28 protein-coding genes and 2 tRNA genes are annotated in these 26,150 nt (G+C 60.6%); 9 read left to right on the top strand and 21 right to left on the bottom strand.

The annotated features are described in order from the left end of the window. Nucleotides 1-5: 5 nt before the first annotated feature. Nucleotides 6-1,130: an AI-2E family transporter gene (locus tag HKD31_RS08680; RefSeq protein ID WP_062498166.1), complete on the top strand. Its 1,125-nt coding sequence runs from the start codon at nt 6-8 to the stop codon at nt 1,128-1,130. 22 nt (nt 1,131-1,152) lie between these two features. On the opposite strand, the gene HKD31_RS08685 is transcribed toward HKD31_RS08680, so the two are convergent. The 7 genes from HKD31_RS08685 to HKD31_RS08715 all read right to left on the bottom strand — a co-directional run bounded on the left by HKD31_RS08685 (nt 1,153) and on the right by HKD31_RS08715 (nt 5,674). Continuing rightward, a tRNA-Pro gene (locus HKD31_RS08685) sits at nt 1,153-1,229 on the bottom strand. 60 nt (nt 1,230-1,289) lie between these two features. After that, a complete protein-coding gene (locus HKD31_RS08690) occupies nt 1,290-2,174 on the bottom strand; it encodes a MerR family transcriptional regulator (RefSeq protein WP_228120384.1) in 885 nt (294 codons plus the stop codon). Further along, complete coding sequence (locus HKD31_RS08695) at nt 2,164-2,490, bottom strand: integration host factor subunit alpha (RefSeq protein ID WP_062494694.1); 327 nt, start codon at nt 2,488-2,490, stop codon at nt 2,164-2,166. Before HKD31_RS08695 ends, HKD31_RS08690 begins: the two co-directional genes overlap by 11 nt. 74 nt (nt 2,491-2,564) lie before the next feature. Next, nucleotides 2,565-3,539 (bottom strand): beta-ketoacyl-ACP synthase III, encoded by a 975-nt coding sequence (locus HKD31_RS08700; RefSeq protein WP_194264555.1) that lies wholly within the window; start codon nt 3,537-3,539, stop codon nt 2,565-2,567. Between the two features lie 5 nt (nt 3,540-3,544). Beyond that, complete coding sequence (plsX, locus tag HKD31_RS08705) at nt 3,545-4,654, bottom strand: phosphate acyltransferase PlsX (protein ID WP_062494700.1); 1,110 nt, start codon at nt 4,652-4,654, stop codon at nt 3,545-3,547. Nucleotides 4,655-4,726: 72 nt separating this feature from the next. Then, complete coding sequence (gene rpmF / locus HKD31_RS08710) at nt 4,727-4,939, bottom strand: 50S ribosomal protein L32 (RefSeq protein WP_011251715.1); 213 nt, start codon at nt 4,937-4,939, stop codon at nt 4,727-4,729. Nucleotides 4,940-5,092: 153 nt separating this feature from the next. Continuing rightward, nucleotides 5,093-5,674, bottom strand: coding sequence for a DUF177 domain-containing protein (locus tag HKD31_RS08715; RefSeq protein ID WP_041110520.1), 582 nt, complete (start codon nt 5,672-5,674; stop codon nt 5,093-5,095). A gap of 107 nt (nt 5,675-5,781) precedes the next feature. Here HKD31_RS08715 and HKD31_RS08720 point away from each other — a divergent pair, with 107 nt between their 5' ends. After that, nucleotides 5,782-6,354, top strand: a complete 573-nt coding sequence (locus tag HKD31_RS08720) for an outer membrane protein assembly factor BamE (protein WP_041110521.1) — start codon at nt 5,782-5,784, stop codon at nt 6,352-6,354. A gap of 6 nt (nt 6,355-6,360) precedes the next feature. Here the strand turns inward: HKD31_RS08720 and HKD31_RS08725 are convergent, their stop codons facing one another. From HKD31_RS08725 to def, 4 genes are read right to left on the bottom strand one after another with little or no spacing between them, the layout of a single operon-like run. Next, nucleotides 6,361-7,752: an ATP-binding protein gene (locus HKD31_RS08725; protein ID WP_011251718.1), complete on the bottom strand. Its 1,392-nt coding sequence runs from the start codon at nt 7,750-7,752 to the stop codon at nt 6,361-6,363. Next, entirely contained in the window at nt 7,730-8,428 is a 699-nt protein-coding gene (locus tag HKD31_RS08730) for a response regulator (protein ID WP_011251719.1), read from the bottom strand. The genes HKD31_RS08725 and HKD31_RS08730 overlap by 23 nt, the downstream gene beginning before the upstream one ends. Further along, complete coding sequence (locus HKD31_RS08735) at nt 8,425-8,898, bottom strand: MarR family winged helix-turn-helix transcriptional regulator (protein WP_228120428.1); 474 nt, start codon at nt 8,896-8,898, stop codon at nt 8,425-8,427. Before HKD31_RS08735 ends, HKD31_RS08730 begins: the two co-directional genes overlap by 4 nt. Before the next feature lie 11 nt (nt 8,899-8,909). Next, the gene (gene def, locus HKD31_RS08740; RefSeq protein WP_194264553.1) at nt 8,910-9,422 is read right to left on the bottom strand and encodes a peptide deformylase; all 513 of its coding nucleotides are present in this window, start codon (nt 9,420-9,422) and stop codon (nt 8,910-8,912) included. Nucleotides 9,423-9,610: 188 nt separating this feature from the next. Between def and rpsU the strand changes: the two genes are divergently transcribed. Next, nucleotides 9,611-9,814 (top strand): 30S ribosomal protein S21, encoded by a 204-nt coding sequence (gene rpsU, locus HKD31_RS08745; protein WP_011251722.1) that lies wholly within the window; start codon nt 9,611-9,613, stop codon nt 9,812-9,814. Nucleotides 9,815-9,934: 120 nt separating this feature from the next. Here the strand turns inward: rpsU and HKD31_RS08750 are convergent, their stop codons facing one another. The 6 genes from HKD31_RS08750 to HKD31_RS08775 are packed head-to-tail and all read right to left on the bottom strand — an operon-like array spanning nt 9,935 to nt 16,989. Continuing rightward, nucleotides 9,935-12,052, bottom strand: coding sequence for a prolyl oligopeptidase family serine peptidase (locus HKD31_RS08750; RefSeq protein WP_194264552.1), 2,118 nt, complete (start codon nt 12,050-12,052; stop codon nt 9,935-9,937). A gap of 52 nt (nt 12,053-12,104) precedes the next feature. Continuing rightward, nucleotides 12,105-12,971: a flagellar motor stator protein MotA gene (motA, locus tag HKD31_RS08755; protein ID WP_011251724.1), complete on the bottom strand. Its 867-nt coding sequence runs from the start codon at nt 12,969-12,971 to the stop codon at nt 12,105-12,107. 26 nt (nt 12,972-12,997) lie between these two features. Next, nucleotides 12,998-13,933: a flagellar motor protein MotB gene (locus HKD31_RS08760; protein WP_194264551.1), complete on the bottom strand. Its 936-nt coding sequence runs from the start codon at nt 13,931-13,933 to the stop codon at nt 12,998-13,000. A gap of 50 nt (nt 13,934-13,983) precedes the next feature. Then, nucleotides 13,984-15,384 (bottom strand): ArnT family glycosyltransferase, encoded by a 1,401-nt coding sequence (locus HKD31_RS08765; protein WP_228120386.1) that lies wholly within the window; start codon nt 15,382-15,384, stop codon nt 13,984-13,986. A gap of 4 nt (nt 15,385-15,388) precedes the next feature. After that, nucleotides 15,389-16,495 carry a glycosyltransferase gene (locus HKD31_RS08770; protein WP_194264550.1) on the bottom strand — a complete coding sequence of 369 codons (1,107 nt, stop codon included), beginning with the start codon at nt 16,493-16,495 and terminating at the stop codon, nt 15,389-15,391. 11 nt (nt 16,496-16,506) lie between these two features. Then, complete coding sequence (locus HKD31_RS08775) at nt 16,507-16,989, bottom strand: Lrp/AsnC family transcriptional regulator (protein ID WP_194264549.1); 483 nt, start codon at nt 16,987-16,989, stop codon at nt 16,507-16,509. Nucleotides 16,990-17,087: 98 nt separating this feature from the next. Here HKD31_RS08775 and trxB point away from each other — a divergent pair, with 98 nt between their 5' ends. Together trxB and HKD31_RS08785 are read left to right on the top strand one after the other, a co-directional pair. Continuing rightward, nucleotides 17,088-18,062: a thioredoxin-disulfide reductase gene (gene trxB, locus HKD31_RS08780; protein WP_194264548.1), complete on the top strand. Its 975-nt coding sequence runs from the start codon at nt 17,088-17,090 to the stop codon at nt 18,060-18,062. 118 nt (nt 18,063-18,180) lie between these two features. Continuing rightward, nucleotides 18,181-19,080: a LysR family transcriptional regulator gene (locus tag HKD31_RS08785; protein WP_194264673.1), complete on the top strand. Its 900-nt coding sequence runs from the start codon at nt 18,181-18,183 to the stop codon at nt 19,078-19,080. A 452-nt stretch (nt 19,081-19,532) separates the two neighbouring features. Here HKD31_RS08785 and HKD31_RS08790 read toward each other — a convergent pair whose 3' ends face one another. From HKD31_RS08790 to HKD31_RS08800, 3 genes are all read right to left on the bottom strand, one after another. Beyond that, nucleotides 19,533-19,838 carry an integration host factor subunit beta gene (locus HKD31_RS08790; RefSeq protein WP_194264547.1) on the bottom strand — a complete coding sequence of 102 codons (306 nt, stop codon included), beginning with the start codon at nt 19,836-19,838 and terminating at the stop codon, nt 19,533-19,535. 40 nt (nt 19,839-19,878) lie between these two features. After that, nucleotides 19,879-20,715 (bottom strand): signal peptide peptidase SppA, encoded by an 837-nt coding sequence (sppA, locus tag HKD31_RS08795; RefSeq protein WP_228120389.1) that lies wholly within the window; start codon nt 20,713-20,715, stop codon nt 19,879-19,881. A gap of 199 nt (nt 20,716-20,914) precedes the next feature. After that, a complete protein-coding gene (locus HKD31_RS08800; RefSeq protein ID WP_194264546.1) occupies nt 20,915-21,382 on the bottom strand; it encodes a Ros/MucR family transcriptional regulator in 468 nt (155 codons plus the stop codon). 195 nt (nt 21,383-21,577) lie between these two features. Here HKD31_RS08800 and HKD31_RS08805 point away from each other — a divergent pair, with 195 nt between their 5' ends. Both HKD31_RS08805 and HKD31_RS08810 read left to right on the top strand, forming a co-directional pair. Next, on the top strand, nt 21,578-22,843 hold the full coding sequence (locus tag HKD31_RS08805) for a UdgX family uracil-DNA binding protein (RefSeq protein ID WP_194264545.1): 1,266 nt from the start codon (nt 21,578-21,580) through the stop codon (nt 22,841-22,843). A 27-nt stretch (nt 22,844-22,870) separates the two neighbouring features. Beyond that, nucleotides 22,871-25,114: an FUSC family protein gene (locus HKD31_RS08810; RefSeq protein WP_194264544.1), complete on the top strand. Its 2,244-nt coding sequence runs from the start codon at nt 22,871-22,873 to the stop codon at nt 25,112-25,114. A 26-nt stretch (nt 25,115-25,140) separates the two neighbouring features. On the opposite strand, the gene HKD31_RS08815 is transcribed toward HKD31_RS08810, so the two are convergent. After that, nucleotides 25,141-25,230: transfer RNA gene (locus tag HKD31_RS08815), tRNA-Ser, on the bottom strand. Nucleotides 25,231-25,520: 290 nt separating this feature from the next. Here HKD31_RS08815 and rplU point away from each other — a divergent pair. Together rplU and rpmA are read left to right on the top strand one after the other, a co-directional pair. Then, nucleotides 25,521-25,835, top strand: coding sequence for a 50S ribosomal protein L21 (gene rplU, locus HKD31_RS08820; RefSeq protein ID WP_194264543.1), 315 nt, complete (start codon nt 25,521-25,523; stop codon nt 25,833-25,835). A gap of 33 nt (nt 25,836-25,868) precedes the next feature. Then, a complete protein-coding gene (gene rpmA / locus HKD31_RS08825; RefSeq protein ID WP_194264542.1) occupies nt 25,869-26,135 on the top strand; it encodes a 50S ribosomal protein L27 in 267 nt (88 codons plus the stop codon). The last annotated feature ends 15 nt before the right edge of the window (nt 26,136-26,150 follow it).

The following is a 26,150-nucleotide window of genomic DNA, read 5'->3' on the forward strand; positions in this document are numbered from 1 at the left end:
TTCTCATGACCGATTTTTCTCCGCCTCCTTCTCCCGACACCATCACGGTCGAGGCCTCTGCCTCAACCGGAACGATCCAGCGGCGTGCACGGGGCTTTCTGGCGCTCTTCTTCGTGGCGATCGGCCTTTACACGCTCAAGGGCTTCCTGCCTGCGCTGCTGTGGGGCTGCGTGTTCGCCATTTCGATCTGGCCCCTTTACCGCAGGGCGGAGCTACGCTTCGGCCGCAGTGACTGGCTGCCGATGGTCTTTACACTGGCGGTGGCGCTGATTTTCCTGGTGCCCGTCTCGCTGGTCGGCGTGAAAGTCGCGGATGAGGCGCGGAGTGCGCTGGAATGGATTGATGACGTGCGGAACAACGGCATCCCGATGCCGGAATGGGTCCCGCACCTGCCGTTCCTGTCCGCACAGGCCACCAACTGGTGGCAGAACCACATGACGAGCCCCCAGCGCCTGTCCCATCTGCTTCATTCGGTGGATGTGGGACATGGCATGCAGATGACCAAACAGGTCGGATCGCAGCTTGCACGCCGCGGCACGCTGTTCGCATTCTCGCTCCTGACGCTGTTCTTCCTGCTCAAGGACGGCGACAGCGTGATCCGCAAATGCCTGCTTGGATCGCAGCGCCTGTTCGGCGAGCAGGGTGAGAGCCTGGCCAAGCAGATGATCTCGTCCGTGCACGGCACGCTGGCGGGGCTTGTTCTGGTGGGTCTGGGCGAAGGGGCGATCATGGGCATCGTCTACATGGCAACAGGTGCGCCCCAGCCCCTGCTGTTTGCGATGGTGACGGCCGTGGCGGCAATGATCCCGTTCCTGGCCTGGCCGACCGTCGGACTGGTGGCCCTGCTTCTGCTGGCAAAAAGCAGCATGATCGGTGCGATCGTCGTCTCGGCCATCGGTTCGGTCGTGATCTTCATCGCAGACCACTTCATCCGCCCCGCCCTGATTGGCGGCAGCACGAAAATGCCGTTCCTGTGGGTTCTGCTGGGAATTCTGGGAGGCGCCGAGACCTGGGGTCTACTGGGCCTGTTCCTTGGGCCAGCCATCATGGCCGCGCTGCATCTGCTGTGGACGCTCTGGACGGAAGTCAATCCGCGCAAGGGCGTCTATGCAGAAGACAAGGAATCTTAAGAAAGGGAAATTACCGCAGGACTGGTCGGGCAGGCGGGATTCGAACCCACGACCCCCAGTCCCCCAGACTGGTGCGCTACCAGGCTGCGCTACTGCCCGTCGTCCTGCGGTGGCGGTGGTTTAGCAGTGTCCCGCCGTCACCGCAATGGGGCATTGTGACTAGACGGGCAGAAGATTTCGCAAATTGCGAAGCTCTTCGAGAATTTCGCGCAGTTCCGAACGCAGCAGGCTGTTTTCAGACTCGGTCTTTTCCAGCGTATTGAAAAGAAGTTCGTTTTCGTCGCGCAGGGTCACGAGCAGAGCAGAATCGGGGGCTTCGGCTTCGGCTTCGGCTTCGGCTTCGGCTTCGGCTTCGGCTTCGGCTTCGGCTTCGGCTTCGGCTTCGGCTTCGGCTTCGGCTTCGGCTTCGGCTTCGGCTTCGGCTTCGGGGCTCTCATTTTCCGCCGTGCTGTCAACCGTTTCCGTCACGACGACCTCATGGGCCGCAGCAGGAATTTCCGGAAAAACAATGTCGTCAACGCTGGCTTCTGTCGGCGTCACCGGAGTATCTTCATTCTCGACAGGTTCGGCCACCGGCGTTGCGTCCACAACAGGCGCAGGACTTTCTTCAGTCGCCTCAACCGTGACAACCGGAACATAAACCGCTTCCGCAGATGCTGCCGAAACCTCCTGCACCGTTTCAGGCACAGCCTCCGGAACAGCCTTCTGGGCGGCCGCACGCGCCTTCTCGGCACGACGCTCTCTCAGAACCCGCAGGACCCCCTGCCCCTTGTAGCCCTGCACATAAAGCAGATCCGAAATCAGCCGTAGCGTCTCGATATGCTCGGGACTGTAATAGCGGCGACCACTTTCCCCACGGAAAGGCTTTACGCCCGGATAAATGGTTTCCCAGGACCGCAGACGGTGCTGGGGAATATGCAGCTCTTCGGCGACTTCACTGATGGTGCGGTACGCCTCGGGCGCCTTCCTGACCTTTTCCGGAGCGGAAGCAAGATCATCGTTCGGCGAAACCATGACGGCCTGGGATGTGGAATTATCTGTCATGGGTGGAAGCCTCAGCCGCTGCACCATTCTCGGAACCGTTCATGCGGTCCCTCAGCAGTTGGGAAGGTCTGAACACCAGCACGGCCCGCGGCAGGATGGGAACTTCCACACCCGTCTTGGGATTGCGGCCGATACGCTCGCCCTTCTGGCGGACAGAGAATGTTCCGAATCCGCTCAGTTTCACGGATTCGCCTGCTTCAAGGCGGTCTGAGATCACACCCAGCAGGCTTTCAAGAATCATGGAGGAGTCATGCCGGGAAAGACCGACACGACTATAGAGATGCTCGACAAGATTCGCGCGCGTGACTGTGCTCATGTCACTTGCGTATCATGACGTTCAGAACAGTCAAAGGAATCAATCATTAACCTGCCCGTTGCCAGGGCACAGGCTTACATCCGGATGAGAGCGGATCCCCAGGTCAGACCACCCCCCAGCGCTTCCATCAGCACCAGATCGCCCTTCCTGACCCGTCCATCCCGCACGGCTTCGTTCAGAGCAAGCGGAATCGATGCCGCAGACGTATTGGCATGACGGTCCACGGTCACGACTACCCGGTCCGCCGGAAGCGCCAGCTTCTTGGCCATCCCGTCGATGATGCGCAGATTCGCCTGATGGGGGACCATCCACTGGATATCCTGCCCGGTCAGACCATTGGCCTCGAGGGCCTCATCGACAGCCTGCGAAAGCTTGACGACGGCATGACGGAAAACCTCACGCCCCTGCATCCGCAGATGCTGCGATGTGGACGGGCAGCCCGCCGCACCATCCACATACAGGATATCGCCGGTCCGGCCATCCGAGTGCAGATGCGTGGACAGAACGCCCTCGCCTTCCCCCGCACCGGTTTCCAGAAGAACCGCCCCTGCACCATCGCCAAACAGGACGCAGGTGGACCGGTCGGTCCAGTCCAGCAGACGCGAGAAGACTTCGCTGCCGATCACCAGGACCTTTTTGGCCTGTCCGGACTGCATCAGGGCCGTTGCCGTCGCGAGGGCATAGACAAAACCCGAGCAGGCCGCGCTGATGTCAAAGCCAAACCCCGCAGTCATACCAAGGCGCGCCTGCACCTGCACAGCCACGGCCGGAAAGACCTGATCCGGCGTCGCCGTGGCGACCAGAACGGCATCGACCTGTGACGCATCCACGCCGGCATAGTCCAGCGCCTGACGCGCAGCCTCGGCCGCCATGCTGGAGGTCGTCTCGTCACCGGAGGCGATATGCCTCTGACCGATGCCGGTCCGGGTTCTGATCCATTCGTCCGAAGTCTCGATACCGAATTTCCGGGCAAGATCGTCGTTGGTTACGACGTCACGCGGCAGATAGCCCCCGACACCCGTCAGGCGGACACGAATGGGATCGGACATGTTTTTCAGCTCACAGGTTCAGGGGCGGCCTTGGCAGCGGCGGGGGCAACAGGCTCGGGAGCCCCCATTCCCAGCTGCTCCAGGCGGGCGCGTATCTTGTCGTTCAGGTGGTGCGTGACGGCATCCATGGCAACATCAATGGCTGCGGCAAAGCTCTCGCCGTCCGCACCTCCGTGCGACTTCACAACAATACCGTTCAGGCCAACAAACAGGGCGCCGTTATAGCGACGCGGATCGATCCATTCCCGCATCCGCTCCAGACCCGGCTTGACCAGAAGATACCCCAGACGGGTCAGAAGATTGGTCTCGAAGACGCGCCGCAGGAGACTGAAAGCGAGCTTGAGCGCACCCTCACCGGTCTTCAGGGCGATATTGCCGGTAAAGCCATCCGTCACGACCACATCGGTCGTCCCGGCCGTGATGTCATGCCCCTCGACAAAGCCATGGAACTGGGGCGCCAGAGGGCTGGCCCGGAGGCGCTCGGAAGCCTGTCTCAGACGGTCATCCCCCTTCAGCTCTTCCGAGCCGACATTAAGAAGACCGATCGTGGGAGACGGAAGACCGAGCGCAGCCTGGGCGAAAGCCTCTCCCATGACCGCAAACTCAACCAGATTGCGGGCGTCACAGGCGATGTTGGCCCCGAGATCCAGCATCACGATATCACCGCGCGCGGAAGGCTCGACAGCGATCATGGCCGGACGGGAAATGCCTGGCAGGGCTTTGACGATGATCTTGGCCAGCGCAAGCATGGCGCCGCTGTTACCAGCCGACACGACACCACAGGCTTCCCCGGCGGCGACGGCTTCCATGGCCATGCGCATGGACGACCCCCGCACGCGGAGCGCCGCAGTCGGTTTCATGTCCATGGAGATACTTGCCGCAGCATGGCGGATATCACACAGACGGGCAGCTTTGGGATATTTTGCCAGAGCCGGCCTGAGAAGGGCCTCGTCTCCAATCAGGAGAATACGGGCCTTCGGGTGCCGGTCGGCGGCCAGATCGAGTCCGGCGAGGACGATATCCGGGGCCCTGTCACCACCCATTGCATCGACGGCGAGGGCGTAAGGCCCGGAGGCCGCGATGTCACGTTCGGGCGTGACAGGCGCTTTGGTCATTGAGACAGTTTCCCGGACAGCATCACAGATGCGGGCCGCGCTCTCTGGAAGCTACGGACCCGCAGGTAGGGATCAGGCGCGGACGGCGGTCTTCAGGCCCTTGCCGCTGTTGCCAGCAGCGACCACTTCACGGCCATCATAATGGCCACAGTGGCTGCAAACGTGATGCGGACGCTTCATCTCGCCACAGTTCGAGCACTCTGCATGAGCCTCGACACCCAGGGCTTGGTGGCTGCGACGCATGCCACGACGGGACGGCGTAGTCTTTCTTTTAGGGACGGCCATGGCTTTTATGCCTCTTTCTGCTTCAGTGTCGGCACCCCTGCTCCGCTCCCCGCGGCATCCGGTGCCCTGTTGTTCGTCGTCTCGTAATTACGTCGAGTTCAGGCGGGCGGCTCTAGCAGAGCCCGGGGCAACCCGCAAGTCAGACGTGGGATTTTATTCTTTCCTGTCCCCGTTTTTCAGCACGGAAAGCGCCGAAAACGGATTGGGACGGCGCGGACCGTCCGGCCCCTCGCCAGACAGATGTGCCCCTTCTTCCCCTTCTGCAGGCGCCACGTCAACTGCATTTTCCAGACCGGCGCCGGGTTTGCGCGGATACGGGTCCAGCATCAGGGCCAGTTGCTCGGCCGCCGCCTCACCGATATCGACAGCCTTGCCATCATGCGGAACCTCGTCCGGTCCATCCAGATCGATGGAATCGATGTCGAATTCGTCTTCCGGCATGTCGGCTGCAGGGATGAACTTCAGGAAGAAGGTCTCGGCCAGCACGTCCTCGAAAGGCTCGGAGGTAATGACGCAGATCTGCGTAACCTTCGCCGAAAGATGCCCTTCCGCCAGAACGCTCCGGTTCTCCGAAGGTGTCAGGCGAAAGCGGCAGACCAGGGTTTCGATCTCGGGGATTCCGAGCCGGGCGGCGAGAGCCTTGCGTTCAGCGGCCGAGGCCTCGATCGTCTCGTCCAGTCCCGATCCCAGCCGATTGAAGGGGATGCGTCGGGAAAATTCGGGTGAATGGGACATTCAGGCACTCCAGCCCCCGGAATATGGGGGAAATCGTTGACATGCAGGCGCCGTTCGGGCACGCGCTCATTTGAGCGGTTCTCTTGCACAGGATAGTTTCCGGATCCATGAATAACGCATCTTCCCCGACGCCCCAAAGCAGAACACGCCTCCTTCGCCGTTTCGCACAGGCCGGAGTGGCATGTGTCCCGCTGCTGCTCGGCGGATGCTCGTTCTTTTCCCCGATTCCCGAGCCGCGCGGCTCCCTGATCGAAAAGACCGACTACGCGCAGCTCGTTCCCGGAACGAGCACACGCACGGATGTTCTGGATCTGCTGGGCTCGCCGACCGCCCACGCGACCTTCGACGACAACACATGGATCTACGTGTCCATGATCACGTCCCCGACGCCGCTGACCTTCCCGAGCGTGAAGAAGCAGCAGGTCGTGGTCCTGAACTTCGATAACGGCGGCGTCCTGCGCAAGATGGACACGCTGAACAAGAAGAACGCGATGTATGTGGGCATGGTGGGGGCAAAGACACCGACCCCAGGCACCAGCTCCTCTATCCTGCAGGAGCTGCTGGGCAATGTCGGCCGCTACAACCCGATGAGCGGCATGAGCAGCCAGTTCGGTGGCAGCACCGGCCCGATGGGCGGTCAGGGCACCGGCAATGGCGGCGCGGGCAATACGCTGCCCTGAGCCTGACTATTTCGGGAGGCTGAGCACCACGCCCAGACCTCCCAGCGGGCTCTCCACCAGACGAATCGAGCCGCCGTGGGCATGAATGATGTCCCGCACGATCGTCAGCCCCAGCCCGCTGTTCCCATCCTGACTGGCCGTCGTGCCATTAAGCTCCGAAATTGCCGCCCGGCGACTGGCCGACAGACCCGGACCGTTGTCCTCAACCGTGATTTCAACGTTCCGCTCTCCCTCACGCAGGGAAAAGCGCATCGCCCCCCCGTGACGGCGGGCATTTTCCGCAAGATTTGTCAGCACACGCCGCAGGGCATCGGGGCGCACCGTGGCTTCTACGCCCTCACGTCCTTCCACGCCCAGAACCTGCCCCCCGGCCCTCACCGTGGCTGCCGCGACATCATCCAGCATGCCTCTCAACTCGGTCAGAACGGGCTCTTCCGCGCCTTCCCCCCGGGCAAATGACAGATAGCTGCCGATCAGGCGCTCCATGTCCTCAATATCCGCAACCATATCCGCGAGATCCGGCTTCAGGGTCTCGGCGCGGATCGGTCCAAAGGTCGGGATCATGGCGACGGTCAGACGCAGCCTGGTCAGAGGCGTGCGCAGATCATGCGACACCCCTGCGAGAACCGCCGTCCTCTGCGCCACGAAACGATTGACGCGCGCCTGCATGCGGTTGAAGGCAATGGCAGCCTGACGGACTTCCCGCGCACCCTGCGGGCGGATCGGTCCCTGGTCCCGCCCCATACCGAACAGTTCAGCCGCATGGCCCAGCCTGCGAATGGCCCGAACCTGATTGCGCATGAACAGACCAGCGATCAGGAACAGCACGATCGAACTGCTGACGGCCCAGACGACGAACAGCCAGATCGGCCCGATATTCAGACGCTTCACCGGCACCATGACAACCATCACACCCTGCGGAAGCTGGATGGACGCCCGGACGGTCTGCGGAGACTCCGACCAGTCCACATCATAGGGCCGGCCAAGATTCTGCCGGATGGAACGCGCGAAATCGTCATCCATCGGGCCGAGAACATGATTGGTGCCATACCGGGAAAGCGTTTCACCGGGCTGGAATGAAAATCCGAGCTGGGTCCGGGACGACGCATCCTGAAGAACGAGCGTCCGCTCGGCCTCTGAAGAAGTGTGCTCGATCATGGCGATAACGAGCGAGACCTCACCCGTCACACCATCCGACAGACGCCGGGAGACCACATTCAGGTAGGTGCCATAAAACAGGCCCAGCGCAATGGCCTGCGTGACCAGCAGAGGAATGAGGACGATCAGCATGGATCGCCCCATCAGGGAACGCGGCAGGATCCGCCTCAGCGGGCGGTCCAGCTTCTGCCAGGCGTCGTCCCGCTCCCCCACAGGCTCAGCGTCCCGGCTTGAGAACATAGCCCTTTCCCCGGACGGTATGAAGGAAACGCGGCTCCTTGGGATCAGCCTCGATCCGGCGACGCAGGCGCGTGACCTGCACATCAACGGCACGCTCGCCGATCTCGTCCATTTCAAGAGCGCGGGCGATGGCTTCACGGGAGAGCACCGTCCCGGGCTGACGGGTCAGCACCCCAAGAAGAGCGGACTCACCGCCCGTCAGATGGACCGCTCCCTGCGGCCCGCTGAGAAGGCCACGCTTGACGTCAAATTCCAGCTCCCCCAGACGCAAGACATCCGGCACCTCATCCACAGCTGGCAAAGACGGCACCATCCTGCGCAGATGCGCCCGCAGACGGAGCAGAAGCTCCCGCGGCTCGAAAGGCTTGCCCAGATAGTCATCCGCGCCCGCTTCCAGCCCACCAATCCGGTCCGCCGGCTCACCACGCGCCGTCAAAAGCAGGATCGGCAGCGACAGACCGTCCCTGCGCAGACTGTTCGTCAGGGACAGACCATCCTCACCCGGCATCGTCACATCAAGGACAAGAGCATCCGGCTGAATGCGCTGCAGGACTTCCCGTGCCGTCTGCGCATCAAGCGCCGTACTGACACGATAGCCGTTTTCCGACAGATAACGCTGAAGCAGCCGCAGCAGACGCGGATCGTCATCGACCACCAGGATATGTTCATCGCTCATCGTGCACGACTTTCCGACGGAGCCTGAAGGGGCGCCAGAACCCGCCGGAATCCCTCGACAGCCGTCATGCCGGCTTCGCGATACGCCCGGGTCATGACTTCGCGGATCATGAGAAAGAGTTCGCGCTCCAGCGCTTCTCCGCTCGCCGTCAGCCGCAACGGCCGTTTGCGGCGATCATGACGGTCTTCTTCCTGAATAAGCAGTTTGCGCTCCCGCAGATCTCCCAGAGCACGCCCCAGAGACTGCTTGGTAATGCCCAGACTGTTCAGCAGAACACCAGGCGTGATCCCCGGATGGGCGGCGGTCAGAAACAGGATGCGATGATGCGCAGGCCCCAGCCCCTTTTCACGCAACAGCGCCTCACAATCGGCATTCAGGGTCCGCCAGGCCAGCATCATGGCTTCGTAGGACTGACGGATACGGTCTTCGCGAAGATAAAGATGCGCCGTGGCAGATGACGGAACGTCCATGAGACGGGAACTCACCGGAGAATTTCTTCCACATATCCGAATCGCGCGAAATCGGTAATGCGCTGCGGATAGAGAATGCCGTTCAGATGGTCGTTCTCGTGTTGCAGGACATTGGCATGAAAACCGGTCGCCTCGCCTTCAAGCACCTCACCGTTCTCATCCAGCCCTGAATACCGGACCTTCGCATGGCGCGGCACATCGGCCCGCAGACCCGGAATCGACAGGCAGCCTTCGCTGCAGATCATCATCTCATCACCGACAGGCGTGATTTCGGGGTTGATGAGAACGCAGGGCAGCAATGCCTCCTCGGGATTCGCCACGCGGTTCGTGGGAACGTGATAGACGAAAATCCGCAGGGGCTGATGAACCTGCGGCGCGGCCAGTCCGGCACCCCGGGCATCGGCCATCGTTTCCAGCATATCTGCGATGAGCGACTGGATTTCCGGGGCTTTCGGGTCGGAAACGGCCTGTGCTACCTGATGCAGGACGGGGTTGCCCATGCGGGCAATCTTGAGCAGGGCCATGAAAACGTCTGTCCTTCAAACGGGAGTGGCATCTGGGTGTCCCAGAGTGCGCGTTGGGAATAATCCATTCAAGCGTTCCTGAATGAATTGCGTTCCCCGCGAAAGATGTGTTAAGGGCACCATCCTTAGTTGGAATGCCATATCACGGGTGGCGCTGAAGAGCGGGCCCATAAGGAGTTGACGGCACCGTGCAGGTTCTCGTTCGTGACAACAATGTTGACCAGGCGCTTAAGGCGCTCAAGAAGAAGATGCAGCGCGAAGGCGTGTTTCGTGAGATGAAGCTGCGTCGCCACTTCGAAAAGCCCTCCGAGAAGCGCGCCCGCGAAGCAGCCGAAGCTGTTCGTCGCGCCCGCAAGATGGAGCGTAAGCGTCTGGAGCGTGAAGGCTTCTAAGCCTTCACGTCCTCCGAACGGAAAAAGAGCCGCGTCCCTCGGGACAGCGGCTTTTTTTGTACCTGAAATCCGGCCCTCTCCCCTGCCCGTCACATTGAACGGACAGGGGCGTGACGTGATTTATGGCGCGTCCATCAGCTTGTGGCTGAGATAGATCGCTTCCAGAGCCCGCTCATGCGCAATCTCAGCAGCATTGACCGTACCCGCATGGCCACCTTCCACATCTTCATAATACAGGAAAGGCAACTTCAGGCTTTCCAGCCGGGCTGCAAACCTGCGCGCATGGATCGGACCCACCCGGTCATCCCGCGTTGACGTGAAGATGAACGGCTCAGGATAGGACACACCCGCCTTCAGATTCTGCAGGGGCGACATCTTTTCCCAGAAGGCGCGCGGCCCCGGCTCGGAAATGCTGCCATATTCCGCAGCCCAGGACGCACCAGCCGCCATCTGCTCGTAATTCATCATGTCCAGCAGCGGGACACCAATGATCGCCGCATTCCAAAGGTCGGGATGCTGGGTGAACTCCACCCCCGCCAGAAGACCACCATTGGACCGCCCCCGCAGACCCAGATGCTTCGGCGACGTGATATGCTTGGCGATCAGATCGCGAGCCACCGCCGCAAAGTCGTCATAGGCTTTCTGCCGTCCTTCCCGCCGTGCAACATCATGCCAGGCCGGGCCGAATTCTCCGCCACCACGGATATTGGCCATGACGTAAACGCCACCACGGTCAAACCACGTGATCCCCAGATCCGGATGATAGACGGGCAGATATGAAAGCCCGAACCCGCCATAAGCCGTCATCAGGGTCGGACGGGCGCCATCCTTCTGCCAGTCCTTGGCATGAACGATGAAGTAGGGAATGGCCGTGCCATCCGTGCTGGTCGCAGACATCTGCTCCACGACCAGACCGGACGTATCGAACAGGTCCGGCTGACGATACAGCGGCTGCGCGGTCTGTGACGTCGTATTCAGGCTCCACAGCTGCGGCGGCTGAATGAATCCTTCAAGCTGAAGATAGGCCTGCGCAAGCTTCGGATCTGACGAGACGATTTCCGCCGCCATATTCTTGGGCAGCGCAATGGAACGCGCGGTCCATGCCCCGCTCGCCTCATGGCGGAAAAGCTTCAGGACAGGCTGGACGTTGTCATACACCACAACCACCAGACCATCCCTGGTCACCGCCACAGCGTCCCCCATACCATCCCCAATGGTCTGACGGGGCGTCGGCGACAGGATCAGCCGGGGTTCAGACGGCTTTGCCGGATCCAGGGCAACAATGCTGTCCGCACGGAATGTCCGTCCGGGCAAGACCCAGTCCTGAAGCAGATGCAGGACCAGTTGACCATCCAGATAGGAGAGACTGTCGTATTTCTCCGGAAGGGGCAGCCGGCTCAGCTGATGCGTGACAGGATTGAAAAGGCTGACTTCCGTGTGAAAGAAATCCCGGTGACGGCTGATAAGGAAAAGCTTCCGCCCCTTCTCATCACGCAGCCTCTCCGGCGAGACATCCATGTCCGTGATCTGCCCACGATAGACTTCGACAGCCTGAGCCAGTGACTGACCCCGCCGCAGCAGCCGGACAGAATAGGGATAACCTGACTTGGTCAGCCCCGCATCGCCCGTTCCCCAGTCCCGCGAAACCAGAAGCGTATCGGCATCCACCCAGGTGACAGTCTGTTTTCCGGACGGCAGAGCGAAACCGTCTTCTACGAAACTGTCCGTCTGCGTGTCGTATTCCCGGACCACATGCGCATCTTCCCCTGCCTTGGACAGGGACATGAGACAGAAGCGATCCTGCGGCGCAAGACACTCAAGACCCTCCATGACCCAGTTGGCATGTTCGGTGCGGGCCAGAGCATCAAGATCGAAGCGCGTTTTCCATTCCGGATGACCGGAATTGAAGGACGCGACCGAAGCGCTACGCCAGATCCCGCGGACATGAACATCGTCCTGCCAGAAGTTCCAGATTTCCCCGCCCTGCTGCGTGGGAACAGCAAGACGGACCGGAGACTGCTGGGCCGTCAGGATTTTCTGATACAGGGGTTTGTAGCGGGGATCAGATGTAAGGACCGCCTCTGTATGAGCATTTTGTGCCCTCACCCAGTCCAGAGCCTTCGCGCCATCCGTCTGACTCAGTTCAGCAGGAGACGGGAGAGAGGGCGAACCTGCATAGGCTGCCAGAGGCAGGATGGAGAGAGACAGGCACAGTGCTCTCGCAAGAACAGGAAACATGGAAAGCCTTTACGATACCGACAATATCGACATCGTAAAGACATCCGGCCGATCAGGCCACAGCCGCTGCGCTAACCGCTTCCTCGACTTCCTGAAAGCTCGGCATCAGGTCTGAAGGGATGCTTTTGCGCCCGATCTCAACGCTGACCTGCGGCGCATTGCCCTGAAGATGTGCAACGATGACGGAGCGAACAAGGTCGAGATAGGACGACTCTTCCTCAACCACGCCCCCCAGCCGGCTCGCGATCGGAGCCACAATTCCATAGGCCAGAAGAATACCCAAAAATGTGCCCACCAGCGCGCCGGCAATCATTTCGCCGAGCACGATCGGCGGCTTGCTGATGGACGCCATGGTCTTGATGACGCCCAGAACCGCCGCCACAATGCCCAGCGCAGGCAGCGCATCGGAGACGGACTGAAGCGCATGGGGAAGATGCATTTCCTCGCGCATGTTCTTCTTGAGCTCGTTCCCCATCACTTCATCCATCTGGTACGGATCGGTGGCATTCATGCCCGCCATGCGCAGATAGTCGCAGATGAACGAACAGACATGGGGATTATCCCGGATTTTCGGAAAGGCACCGAAAACCGTACTGCCCTGCGGATCCTCGATATGGGATTCCAGCGCCATGAACCCCTTGGAGGATGCCAGTTTCGCGATATGGAACAGCAGGCTCAGAAGGTCGACGTAATCCGCCCGGCCGTACTGGGAGCCTTTCATGGCCTTCTTGATCCCGGCGGGAAGATGTTTGACGGCGCCGAGGGAGTTGGCCATCAGGAAGGTTCCGACCGCGGCTCCCAGAATGGTCAGAAGCTCGAACGGCATTGACGAGACGAGCGGGCCGATAGCACCGCCGGACGCGACGAACGATCCGAAAACACAGCCCAGAACAACGACCAGACCGATAATGATGAACATCCGAAAATTTCCTGACTGACTTGAATTTATTGAGAAATATCGGGCGACAGCACCAGGACGATGCGACGGTTCCGGGGATTGAGAGGCTGGGTGGGGTCAAAAAGATTGCGGTCGGCATATCCGCTGACGGATTTCAGCCGCCGGTCCGGAAAGCCGCTCTGGACAACGAGATCCCGCACCGCGACCGCACGCGCGCTCGACAGGCTCCAGTTGCTCAGCTGCCCGGGGCGATAGGGAGCGGCATCGGTGTATCCGGCGATGGACAGCTTGCCGTGGAGCTTCTCAAGATACGGCACAATGGCCTTGATCAGCTGAACGGCATGAGGATTAGGCGAAGACTGCCCCATGGCAAACATCGGCTGGTGATCGGAATCCGCGATCTGGACATGCAGCCCGTCATCACCGACCGTGACCGAGACCTGGGAACGGACATCCGCCAGTTCAGGCGTATTGCTGATGAGCGCCTGGATCTTCTGGGCCGCCTCAGCCCTGGCCTCCTGTTCCGCTTTCTGGGCAGAAGGCGTAACGGGGGGTTCGCCGGGCTGGATCTGGCTGTCATGCAAAACGACGATCTGCGCCGTATGCACGCCCGGCGGGGTCTGGTCCTTCCCCTGCCGGGAGCCTGCTGCACCCTGGGGCGCCTTGCCGTACTGGTCTTTTCCCGGCTTCAGGGCAACTGCCTTCGTCTCCAGAGACACCGGCTCCGGTGCCGCGGGCAGAACATTCTCCACCGGCGGCGGCATATCCTTCCAGACCGCCATCGGATTGAAGAAATTGGCGATACCCTTGCGCTGCTCTTCCGTCGTGGCATTGATGAGCCACATGACAAGGAAGAACGCCATCATGGCCGTTACGAAATCGGCGTAGGCAATTTTCCACGCCCCGCCATGATGACCGCCTTCGACCACATCAAAGCGCTTGATGATGATCTTTCGAGCTTCTTTGCCGTTCTGGTTGGACATCCCGCCTCCTGAGTGTCCCCAGTATGACGGGCGAGTTCTTAAGGAGAGGTTTAAGAACGCTCGGGAAGCTGCACACCGGTCGTGAAACCTGGCGGGCTTACGGTGTAGCAGCGGATGGGTTGAGCGCGGACTTCCCGGCACAGGGTTGCGGATTTTTCGGGAACCGCGCCGTGCCGCTGTTCCTCGACCATGACGGCTTTTGCGCTTTCCGCTGCGGGAAGACGGAAAAGATGCCAGCGCGGGTCCGTGCCGATTACGGGCAGGATATCCTGCGTGAATGCCAGTCTTGAGGCGAGAGCGTAATCCTCGGCGGCGAGCGCGGTTGCGCCTTCGGCTTTGGCCTTCAGGGCGAGCTGTCGAGAAAATGTTTCCCAGCCGCCGGTCAGGCGCAGCACCGGATCACGATGCGGCACAAGGTGCAGCGGCGAAAAAACAGCCTGAATGCAGACAATGAGGGTCAGGGCCAGCCCGCTGATGACGGGCCAGCGGATGCGCCAGCCTGTTTCAAGAGCGGCAAGTGCAAAGACCGGATAGATCACGGCCGGCCAGTTTGGTTGGACCCTGTCCCCGAAGGCATGTGTGACGAACACGGCCATTGGAACAAGAGCCAGCCAGGCCAGAAGGCGGTTGCGCTTGAGACACGCCCAGAGCCCGACCACGAACAGAACGAAAATGAGCGGCGTGGCGAGACCGATCTGCCCCCCGATCAGTTCGCCCATGAACTGGACGGCACGGGCCGGATGCCAGTCTCCTGCCCTGCCTCCCTGTCTGAGGAAGCTGGCCCAGTGGTGATGCGCATTCCACAGGATGACGGGCGACATCGCCACGAACAGGGCCGGAATGGCCAGCCAGGGACCAGGCTGACGGCGCAGGCGTCCCGTCGTGAGGACAGCGCCACCCAGCCCGGCACCGATCAGGACGGCAGTGTATTTTGAATCAAAAGCCAGCCCTAGAAGCACAGCCGAACCGATCCACCACGGAAGAGCGGTGCCCGGTTTCTGCTCCGGATCGATAGCGCGGCTGAGCGTGTAGAGAAACAGCGTGATGAAGAACAGCAGCGGGGTGTCTGGCGTCATGGTCGCAGCGCCCAGACCCAGCATGAGCGTGGCATTGAGCAGCAGCGCTGCCTTAAGGCCGGAGGCCGGCCATGGGCAGGACGGCAGCAAACGACGGGCCGCGTGATAAAGCGCCCAGCTCCCGGGCAGAACGGAGAGCGGCCCCAGCAGACGGACACCCAGCGGTGTCTCCCCGGCGATCCATGTCCCGACACGTATCCAGAGGGCAACCATGAAGGGGTGATCCAGATACCCCGGCTGAAGATTGCGGGACCAGACCCAGTAATAGGCCTCGTCGGGCGTCAGCGGGACATTGGCCGCCAGACACAGCCGGATGATAGTCAGGACGGCAAGAAGCGCCCAGAACAGCCGGATTTGGCGAGGCGTATCACTCAAGGGGTCAGCGCCAGACGAGCGTGGAAGAGACCGCGTAGTTCCAGACAACGCCGACGACGGCTCCGGCAGCGGAGGAACGGTCCCAGTGGCCATGGCCGGCGCTGTCCAGCATCATGCGGGCAATACCGATATTGGCGATCGCACCCAGCGAGCAGACGGCAATGAAAATAACCAGCCCGCGCCAGAGCTTCACCCCTTTCAGACGACGGTCATGATAGGTGAAGCGGTTGTTGAGCATGAAGTTCGTCAGGATGGCGACGGCGGTGCCGGCCAGCTGGGCCCAGGAAAAACCCAGACCGCAGGCGCCTGCCAGATTCAGAACGGCCACATTCACGGCCACGCCAATCAGCCCGACCAGCGCAAAAGCCATGAAGCGCGTCGGCAGCCAGCCGCGGGTCAGCTTGTCGAGCAGCATGGTCGCGAACTGGATCAGGACAACGATATCGAGCTTGCTCTCGCCGGCCAGTCGCGGACGGAAGACGAAGGGCACCTCGACGATGCGCACGGTCCTGGGTGCGGACATCACCAGATCGAGCAGGATCTTGAAGCCTGTTCCCGACAGTCGGGGCAGCAATGTGTCAAAGAGATCCCGGCGCATGGCGAAAAAGCCGCTCATCGGATCACTGAGAGGGTGCGGCATGATGGCCTGCGCGGCCCGGATGCCCGCATCCGAGAGCATGTGCCGCCAGTGCCCTGCCAGTCCGGCGCTGTCTCCGCCTTCGACATGTCGACTCGCCACGACGATATCCGCGCCCGACTGCAGCTCGGCCAGCATGGTGCGCAGGACGGATTCATCGTGCTGCAGATCGCCGTCCATGACCGCGACCCAGGGAGCACTTGATGAGAGAATTCCCTCGATCACGGCGGATGACAGGCCACGACGCCCGACCCGGCACAGCACCCGAACCCGCGGGTCAAGACGTGCAATCCGGGAAACCTCGCCCGCCGTGCCGTCCGGAGAACTGTCATCGACGAAGATGACTTCCCATTTCCGGCCTTCGAGCGCGCTGTCCAGTGCGGCGACCATGGGCGCCACATTGGCGACCTCGTTGTAACACGGGACGATGACGCTCAGTTCGGCCGGAAGAGGCAGCAGCCGCGAGGCGGTCATGGGGTCAGCCGTCAGATCGGCACGCCGGCGAGATCACGGCTTGTATGGATGGTCTGGAGGGTCTGGACGCGGACGACATGTGGGCTGTCGGTCAGCAGGCGCGTCAGGGCGTTCTGGTGGGCGGCGTCGCGGGCGACAAGGCGCACGAGGAAATCGCCGCCGCCACGGATCATGTGGCATTCCCGCGTTTCGGGCCAGGCGCCGACCTGTGCTTCAAAGGCTTCCAGCACACTGCCTTTCTGGCTCTCGAGGCCAATCAGGGCATAGAAATTCAGGGACCAGCCCAGCAGGGCCGCATCCACTTCCGCGTGGTAGCCCTTGATGATCCCCAGTTCCTCGAGCCGCCGGACACGTCGCAGGCAGGGTGGCGCGGAAATGCCGGTCCGACGGGCGAGTTCCACGTTGGTCATGCGTCCATCGGCCTGGAGTTCGGCAATGATCTGCCGGTCGATGGCGTCCAGTTCAATCGGTGCGGGGTACGGCGGTACGTTCATTTCACTCTGACGTATATGGCAGGCGACATGATCCGCAAAGATGGCAGATGCATCGGAAGTCTTTATATGGGGGACCAGATACCCATTGAGGACCCATCATGCCTGAAATCCATCATACGGATCTGCTGGTCGTTGGCGCCGGCCCTGCTGGTTACACCGCCGCGATCTACGCGGCCCGCGCGAGCCTCAAGCCGATTCTCGTCACCGGGATGCAGCCCGGCGGCCAGCTCACCATCACGACGGATGTTGAAAACTATCCCGGCTTTGCGACTCCTGTGCAGGGTCCCTGGCTGATGGAGCAGATGCGCGCGCAGGCCGAGCACGTCGGGACGCAGCTGGTTTATGACCTGATCGTACAGGCCGATCTGAAGAACGGTCCGGGACCAGACGGATATTTCCGGCTGGTCGGAGACTCGGGAGACGAGTTCCGGGCACGCACGGTTGTGATCGCCACGGGGGCCCAGGCCAAATGGCTCGGTCTCGAATCGGAAAAGCGTCTTCAGCGCGGCGGTGTTTCGGCCTGTGCGACCTGTGACGGCTTTTTCTATCGCGGCAAGACGGTCGCTGTGATCGGCGGCGGCAATACGGCGGTCGAGGAAGCGCTGTACCTGACGCATCACGCGGACAAGGTGCATCTGATCCATCGCCGCGACAGCCTGCGGGCCGAGCGCATCCTGCAGGAGCGCCTGTTCTCCAATCCGAAGGTCGAAGTTCACTGGAACCAGGCTGTCGAGGAAATCCTGGGGACGGGTGAGCCGGAAGTCGTCTGCGGCGTGGCCCTGAAGGACACGCAGACGGGCGCCCTCTCCAAGCTGGACGTGGACGGTGTGTTCGTGGCCATTGGTCATACGCCCAATGCCGGTCCGTTCCGGCATGAAGTGGCCTGTGATAGCGACGGGTATATCCTGACGGAAAGCGACGGCACGGGAACGTCCGTCAAAGGCGTGTTCGCAGCCGGTGACATCCAGGACCGGATTTTCCGGCAGGCCGTGACGGCAGCCGGAACAGGCTGCATGGCGGCGCTGGAGGCGGAACGATATCTTTCTGGCATACCTGCCATGACAAAAACTTGACCCTCGCCTGCGCTTCAGACAGTTTCGTCCATTCAACGACATATCTTGACGGATAACGCCGGGACGTATGGGCAAGAAGGACGAAGACCGTCGCATCGGCGAACGGGGAGAAAACCAGATGGACTGGGACAAGCTGCGGATTTTTCACGCCGTGGCGGAAGCCGGGTCCTTCACCCATGCCGGTGACCGGCTGGGGCTGAGTCAGTCGGCAGTATCGCGCCAGATTTCCGCGCTTGAAGATGTCCTGCGCGTGCCGCTGTTCCATCGGCATGCGCGTGGACTGATCCTGACGGAACAGGGCGATGTCCTGAACCGTACGGTGCGGGAAGTCTTCTCGAAACTGGCCCTCACCCAGGCGTTTCTGAGCGAAAGCAAGGAACGGGCGGCCGGCAAGATCAAGATCACCACGACGACCGGCTTTGGTCTGTCCTGGCTTTCTCCGCGTCTGAACCGGTTTCTGGAACTGCATCCCGATATCGAAGTCACGCTTCTGCTCGAGGATGCGGATCTGGATCTGGGAATGCGGGAGGCCGATGTTGCGATCAGGCTCCATCCGCCGACACAGCCGGATCTGGTCCAGCGTCATCTCGCGAACTTTCCCATGCCGATCTATGCCAGCGCCGAGTATCTTGAGCGCAACGGCACGCCGCATTCTCTGGAAGACCTCGCCAATCACCAGATCATAAGCTTTGCGGGCTGGCATCTGCCGCTCCCCAACGTGAACTGGCTGCTGGATCTGCTGCGGCAGGAAGGCGTTGCGCGTCAGGGAAGCCGACGGCTGGCAATCAACAATATTTCTGCCGTTGCAAATGCCATTGCGGCCGGAACCGGGATCGGCTCCCTGCCCCTTTATGCCGCAACCGGTTATCCCGGCCTTGTCAGGATCCTGCCGAACCAGCAGGTCCCACTGGTGGAAGCCTATTTCGTCTATCCGGAAGAACTACGGACGTCCAAGCGGATCGCGGTGTTCCGGGATTTCCTTCTTGCAGAAATCAGCAACCTCAAGGGATACGACTAGGACGAAACCGAGACTGATCCGTCCCCCTATCCCCTGCGTCCATGCATCTCGGGACAGGCGTGAAGCCGGTTGCTGGAGCGGAAGACCGCTTCGCCGATCGGGGCAAACCCGCTTCCACGTCCGAGATGCCTGGCGCTGTTGGGCATCTGTTCCAGCACAATGACGCCGGAGGCCATTCGGTAACAGATTCGCGCCTGCGCTGAGCGGGATCTGGCCGTGTGATGCAGCGATGTCCTGGTTGGAGATTTCAATACTCCGTGAGCCAGAGCGGCTGACGGAGCCAGAAAAGATCTCCCCATCAGGCACAGGCTGACGGCCCAGGCAGACACAACCAGAAAATGCGAGACAGGTTTCATAACTCTACAATACCGCAGAACCGGCCTTTCGAACCAGCCCCGGCCTTTAGCATGGCGTTCCTTGAAAACGCCTGATGCAACATGGACACAGCCCGTTCAGTCACCGCTTTTCCGGGTAGACAGACGCTGATTGACGCGTTCCCTGAGTTCCTTGCCGACTTTGAAGAAGGGGACGCTTTTTTCCTCGACCGGCACGATATCGCCTGTCCGCGGGTTACGTCCCGTTCTGGCTGCCCGTTCGCGGGGAAGAAATGCTCCGAAGCCTCGCAATTCGACCCGGTCTCCCCGCGCAAGCGCTGCACCGATCTCGTCAAAGACCGCATGGACGATACGTTCTATATCGCGGGTAAGGAGATGCGGGTACGCGACCGCCAGTTCGGCGATGAGTTCGGATCGGGTCATGACAACTGTTCCACCTGACTCCGCCTTCTGAAACGGGCCATCAGAGTTGCAAAATCGCAACGGCTCCGTCAAGGCCTTCGCGATCGATCACACTTGAGAAAGTCCCTCCCAGCAGGCCCTTCAGAAGCGCCTTTTTGCCGGGCCATTGATACCAGTACCGTGAGTGCTCGGGGATCAGCGGCACCACGGGATAAGACGCATTACCGATCTTCAGCTGCTTCCGGAGCCAGAGCCGGGCTGCATCTTCATCGCCGAGCTCGTCCACCAGCCCCAGGGCAATCGCCTGGCGGCCCGTATAAGCCCGGCCATCCGCCAGGGAACGAACCTTTTCCTCAGTCAGATGGCGCCCTTCGGCGACCATCGAAACAAACTGGCCGAAGAGGTCATTCACAAGACCCTGAAGCATCTGGCGGCCTTCGGGTGTCAAGGCACTGGTGGGATCGGTCTGATCTTTCATGGCGCCGGACGTGATGGCATCCACGCCAATTCCCAGACGCCCCAGACCCGCGGAAACATCGGGACGCTGGAAAAGCACGCCGATCGAACCTGTCAGCGTAGAGGGCAAAGCCACGATATGCTGCGCGGGCACGGACAGCATATAGGCGGCAGACGCCCCCATATCCCCCATTGAAACGACGACGGGCTTGACGGCGGCAAAGCGCTTGACGGCCTCATGCAGCCGCTCTCCTCCCGTTACGCCGCCGCCGGGACTGTCCACCACGAGCAGGAGGCCGGTCACATCCGATGCATCCTGCGCCTGTTTCAGGGCGCGCACGGTCTGGGAGACGTCATTTTTGATGATGCCGCTAATGGCCAGCCGGACGATATGCGGCCGGTGAGTGGAATTCGCACTGACGGCGCCCCCATGACTGGCCATTGAAATGACCACGGCGCCGAAAAATGCGACAAGAGCCCCGACCCGCCACACCAGCAGTTGCCGGTGTTTTACCTGCCCCGCCAGAAAGACATTCAGATCAGCGTTAATGGAACTGCTCCTGTCCCTGTCATCTCAAGATGACTGGTTGGCGATACCACTTCCCTCTGAAAGGACCTCACCAACCTGCCCTGACGATACCTCAGTCTTCCTTCTTGGTACGACGTCCGCGGGCACTCTCTTTCTTGCCTTCGCTGGTTGCGGCACTGATCTTGCGTCCAAGACCAATCTCACGCGCCAGAGCAGAGCGGCGCTGTGCATAATTAGGAGCAACCAGCGGGTAGTCCGAAGGAAGACCCCACCGTTCACGATACTGTTCCGGAGTCATATCATAAGCGCTCTGAAGATGGCGCTTGAGCATTTTCAGTTTTTTGCCGTCTTCGAGACAGATGATGTAGTCAGGAAAGACAGAGCGCTTGATGGGAACTGCCGGCTGCGGACGCTCGGACTGGGGCTCTTCCTCAGGAACTCCAGCCTTGGCAAGGGCATCGTATACCTGGCGAATCAGGGCAGGCAGTGCTTCTGCTTCAAGTGTTCCGCGGGATGCCTGGGCAGCAACGATCTTGGCAGTAAGTTCCAGGAGACCTGTACTCGAAGTGTTTTCGGACATGCTATTTCACCCCTCTGATCAAATGTTTTTCAGTTCCATAACGCCTGTAAAGGGTCAGGTAAATGCTGCATGGAAATATTTGGCACACGCCTTTACCGACTCAGGATTATCATCATATCAAAATAACCCGCAAACAAAAAAGCAAGCGCGTTTTCCGGAGTATTCAGTCTTGCAGCTCACAACTGGAATGATGACATGAACCTCGAAACTGTTGTGCTCTCAACGACAAGTGATTTTTCCGGCTGGCGTGCCTGGTCGCGAAAACTGCTTCACGAGAGAGTACCAGCCGAGTCAATACGGTGGATCGTAAAGAATCCGACAGACCTTTACAGCCCTTCTGCCACACGTGTTCTTCCCACAGCCCCTTCGACAACCAGTGTCCCCCGGTCTCTCGCGACTCTATTCCCCGCTGTTTTCATCTCCGAGGCACCTGAACGGTTCCGGTTACTTTATATTACACTTCAGACCCTGCGTGACAGCCTGTCTGTTCCGGACGAACTTGGAGGAGAGCTCACGAGACTCGCAACCGAGAGCCGAAAGCGCGTGCTTGACCTGCGTTGCCAGATGCCCGACGCACGCAATCCTGACTGGCAGGTAATCCGTACCTCCCATGCCTCCGCCCTGATCGACAGTCAGGCGGCCGCGCTTGCAGACCTGCGACCCACGCCCTGGGTCGTAACGGCCCCGGATCGGACACTCTGCTGGAATGGTCAGGAATACCGTTTCGGCCCGGGACTGGGAGATGATATTGCTGACTACGCCGAAGTTGTGGCAGCCGCACGCAGTATTGCAACGGCCGGTACCGACAATGAGTGGTGGGATGGAATTGCTCCGGTCCGCCTGCATCCTGACGCCGCCGATATTGCTTCCTCTTCTTCCCTGCCCAGCCTGCGCGGAAAAGCGATCGACTGCCGGATGTGCGATCTCTGTGGCCCCGCAACACGGACTGTTTCGGGAGAGGGCAATCCTGAGGCCAGAATCATCTTTGTCGGCGAACAGCCGGGAGATCAGGAGGACCTTCAGGGACGGCCATTCGTAGGGCCGGCGGGACAACTGTTCGATCGCGCCCTGAAGGAGGCAGGGGGAAACAGGGCACAGGCGTGGATCACCAATGCCGTCAAACATTTCAAGTTTGTGCCGAGGGGAAACCGTCGTATCCACCAGAAACCGGACGCGACAGAAATAACGGCCTGTTCTCCGTGGCTGGCAACAGAGCGCAAGGTTCTGGCCCCGAAAGTGACCGTGATGCTGGGCGTTACAGGAGCCAGCGCTGTTCTTGGGCGTCAGGTGACAGTGTCGCGTGAACGTTCAAGACATATTCCACTCCCCGACGGAAGTATCGGGCTGGTAACCGTACACCCGTCTTATCTGCTGCGCCTCCCCGATGAGGAGTCGAAGACACGCGAATATACAAAATTTGTAACCGATCTCAGAATGGCAATTTCCGCTCTCGCCGGATAATGCTGTTAGGGCTAAGAAACTCTCGCAATGAGTGGCAGCACCATATCCTCGGGACAACCGACTCCGGATAATACGACCACACGGCCTGCACCTCTGCGGCCGCGCGCGCGTCCCTTTCTCTCGTGGCTGTACGCACCCAGCCCATCCTCTGTCACCTTTGCCCTGCGCAACACCATTGCGGCATGTCTTGCCGTCGGAATCGCGTTCTGGATGGAACTGGACGATCCGGCCTGGGCTGCCATGACCGTCTGGGCCGTCGCGCAGACCAGCCGGGGCGAAAGTCAGTCCAAGGCTAAATGGCGTATCGTCGGCACCATCAGTGGTGCTGTCGCGGCCATCGCCATCATGGCAGCCGCCCCACAGGCCCCATGGATGTTCTTCCCCATGATTGCCCTGTGGATCGGCCTGTGCAGCGGCTTTGCAACATTCGTCAGCAATTTCCGGTCGTATGCCCTTGTTCTTGCAGGATATACCTGTTCGATCATCTGCATGGGCGCTGCCTCCAATCCCGACAACGTCTTCATGATCGCGATGTCACGCGGCACTTACATCGTGCTTGGCGTGCTGTGTGAAGCCTTCATGGGGCTCATTTTTGCGACGAGCCAGGAAAGACATGCCAGGGCACAGCTTCGGCAGAAGCTTGAATCCGCCCTGGTCCTCGTCACCACGACATTATGCAGCCTTCTGGGCGAGGAGCGCGGCGCGCTGAATGCCGCACGGCGGCAGTTCGGGACAATCCTGACGATCAATGACCAGATCGAGTTCGCGGAAGTCGAAATGGGACCGCACGGCCATGAAGGCGATCACGCACGTGCGGCGCTCGCGGCAGTGTCTGCCCTTCTGTCGCGCGGTTTCGGTATGGCCATGCGCCTTCAGGTGCTCAACCACAATCATCCGGCGTTCACGAAAACCGCTGACGAGATCCTTGCCTTCCTCAAGCAGTTCCCGCAGCGCCTGCCGGACCAGAATGCCGTCCCTGCCCTGCTTGCGGATCTTCAGCACTTTCGCGACATCTGTCGCCTCTACGCCGCACCACATCGCGAAAGCGACATCCGCTCCGACCTTGAACCCATTCCCGGCCTCGAACCCTTTGATCAGACCTATGAAGGTCAGGAAATGCAGGAAGACAGGCTGGATGAACGTGTCCTGTTTGTCTCCCTGGGCGAGCTTCTGGGAGATCTGGAACAGGCCATCAAGGAGTACGAGGCCAGTACGCATCGCATCAAAGGCGATCATTTCCATTTCCAGCTTGAAACCCATCGCGACACCCGTGAAGCGGTGCATAACGGTCTGCGGGGTGCCTGCGCTGTTCTGATCACGGCTTATATCTACGAAGTAACGGCATGGCCGAACGGCCTCGGTTTCATCGCCATTACGACTCTGGTCTGCGGCCTGTTCGCGACCAAGGAAAATCCTGTCCTTGGCACAACTGAATTCCTCAAGGGAGCCGTCGCAGCCTGTATCGTGGCATGGTTCCTGGTTTTCGTGCTCATGCCAAAAGTCACGACTTTCGAGACGCTGACGCTCTTTCTGGGGCCGGCAATGTTTCTGGGCGGCCTGGCGAAGGGCAATCCTGCGACAGCGGGTGGCTCAGCGGCTTACGGGCTTCTGCTTCCAGCGATGCTGGGGCTTGAGAACCATCACGTCATGAATGAAATCGCCTTTTACAATGGGAATATGGCGACCGTTCTGGCGGTGGCTGTCAGTGTCATCGTGTTCCGCAGCGTCCTGCCGTTCAGCAGCGATGCCGAGCGCTTCCGTCTGCGTCGGATCATGCTCGGAGAACTGCAGCATCTGGCCCATCCGGGCTTCACGCCACGCATCAGCGTCTGGATCGGCCGCAATACGGATCGCTTTGCCCGGCTGATCCGTCATGCCGGTCCCACCCCGGCCCCGCTGATCGAAGCCTGTATCCTCGGGACGCTGGCAACGCTAACGCTCGGCCTGAACGTCATCAGGCTCCGCGCGCTGCTGGACCGTGAATACCTGCCCGAAAGCGCCCGCCGCCCGATCCTGCTGGTTCTGCATTATGTGGAACAATCCACAAAGCGGCATGACAAGGCGGCCCGTATTGCGGAAGCCGCAGTCAGGCGCCTGCGTGTTCTCGATGCCCAGGAGACGGATCTGGTAACGCGCCTCGAACTGACACGTGCCATCACCTATCTCGTCGTCATCGCCTACACGATGCGGACGAACGAAGACTTCCTTGATGCCAGCAAACCGTTCCGCGGCGAGAGAAACAGCCGCCTGCTCAATTCCGGTCAGGGCTGATTGTTTTTAAATGATTTCAGATCGGATGGCGGAGAGGGTGGGATTCGAACCCACGGTACCCGCGAAGGCACAACGGTTTTCGAGACCGCCCCGATCGACCACTCTGGCACCTCTCCGTACGGCTCTGCTTTTGCGCTGAACCTGATCGACGGAGGGGCTTATGGAGGGGTTTGTCAGACATTGCAAGGGGGCTGAAGCGCGATCCTGAAAGAAAGATGTCTGGGTAGGGCTTTTTTCGCCGTTTCTGATTGACTGAAAGCCTTCATATCTGTATCGACCGCGGCTGTTCCATGTTCCAATTCCTGTTGGTCGGCATGGAGCCAACGACAAAAAGCGACTGGGTCGCGCCAGATCGGGACAACCCGGCAGAAGCGGCCACGAGATCGGAACAGAGAGAGTTTCCAGAATGTACGCAATCATCCGCACCGGCGGTAAGCAGTATCGCGTTGCTCCCGAGAGCATCCTCAAGGTCGAGAAGCTCGAAGCTGAAGCCGGCAGCACCATCACCTTCACCGACGTCCTTATGGTTGGCGGCGAAGGCACCGTGACTGTTGGCGCACCGCTGGTCGCTGGCGCAACCGTGACGGCCACCGTTGTTGCCCAGGATCGTCTGGCGAAGGTGATCATCTTCAAGAAGCGTCGCCGTCAGAACAGCCGCCGCAAGAACGGCCACCGCCAGCCGGTGACCGTCCTGCGCATCAACGCGATCAACGCGGCCTGATTGGCCCGACACTTTAGGTAAGGACAAACAGCCATGGCACAAAAAAAGGCAGGCGGCTCAAGCCGTAACGGACGCGACAGTGCAGGTCGTCGTCTGGGTGTGAAGAAGTTTGGCGGCGAAAGCGTCATCGCAGGCAACATCATCGTCCGCCAGCGCGGCACGAAGGTGAAGGCTGGCGCCAATGTCGGTATCGGCCGCGACCACACGCTGTTCGCTCTCGTGGACGGTCATGTGAAGTTCCAGCGCCGCGCAGAAGGCCGTGTCCACGTTTCCGTGGCACTGCCGGAAGCTGCTGAATAAGCAGCCCGCGTTTTC

The sequence above is a fragment of the Gluconobacter potus genome (assembly GCF_015244705.1).
In the GTDB taxonomy this organism is placed as follows: Bacteria; Pseudomonadota; Alphaproteobacteria; order Acetobacterales; family Acetobacteraceae; genus Gluconobacter; species Gluconobacter potus.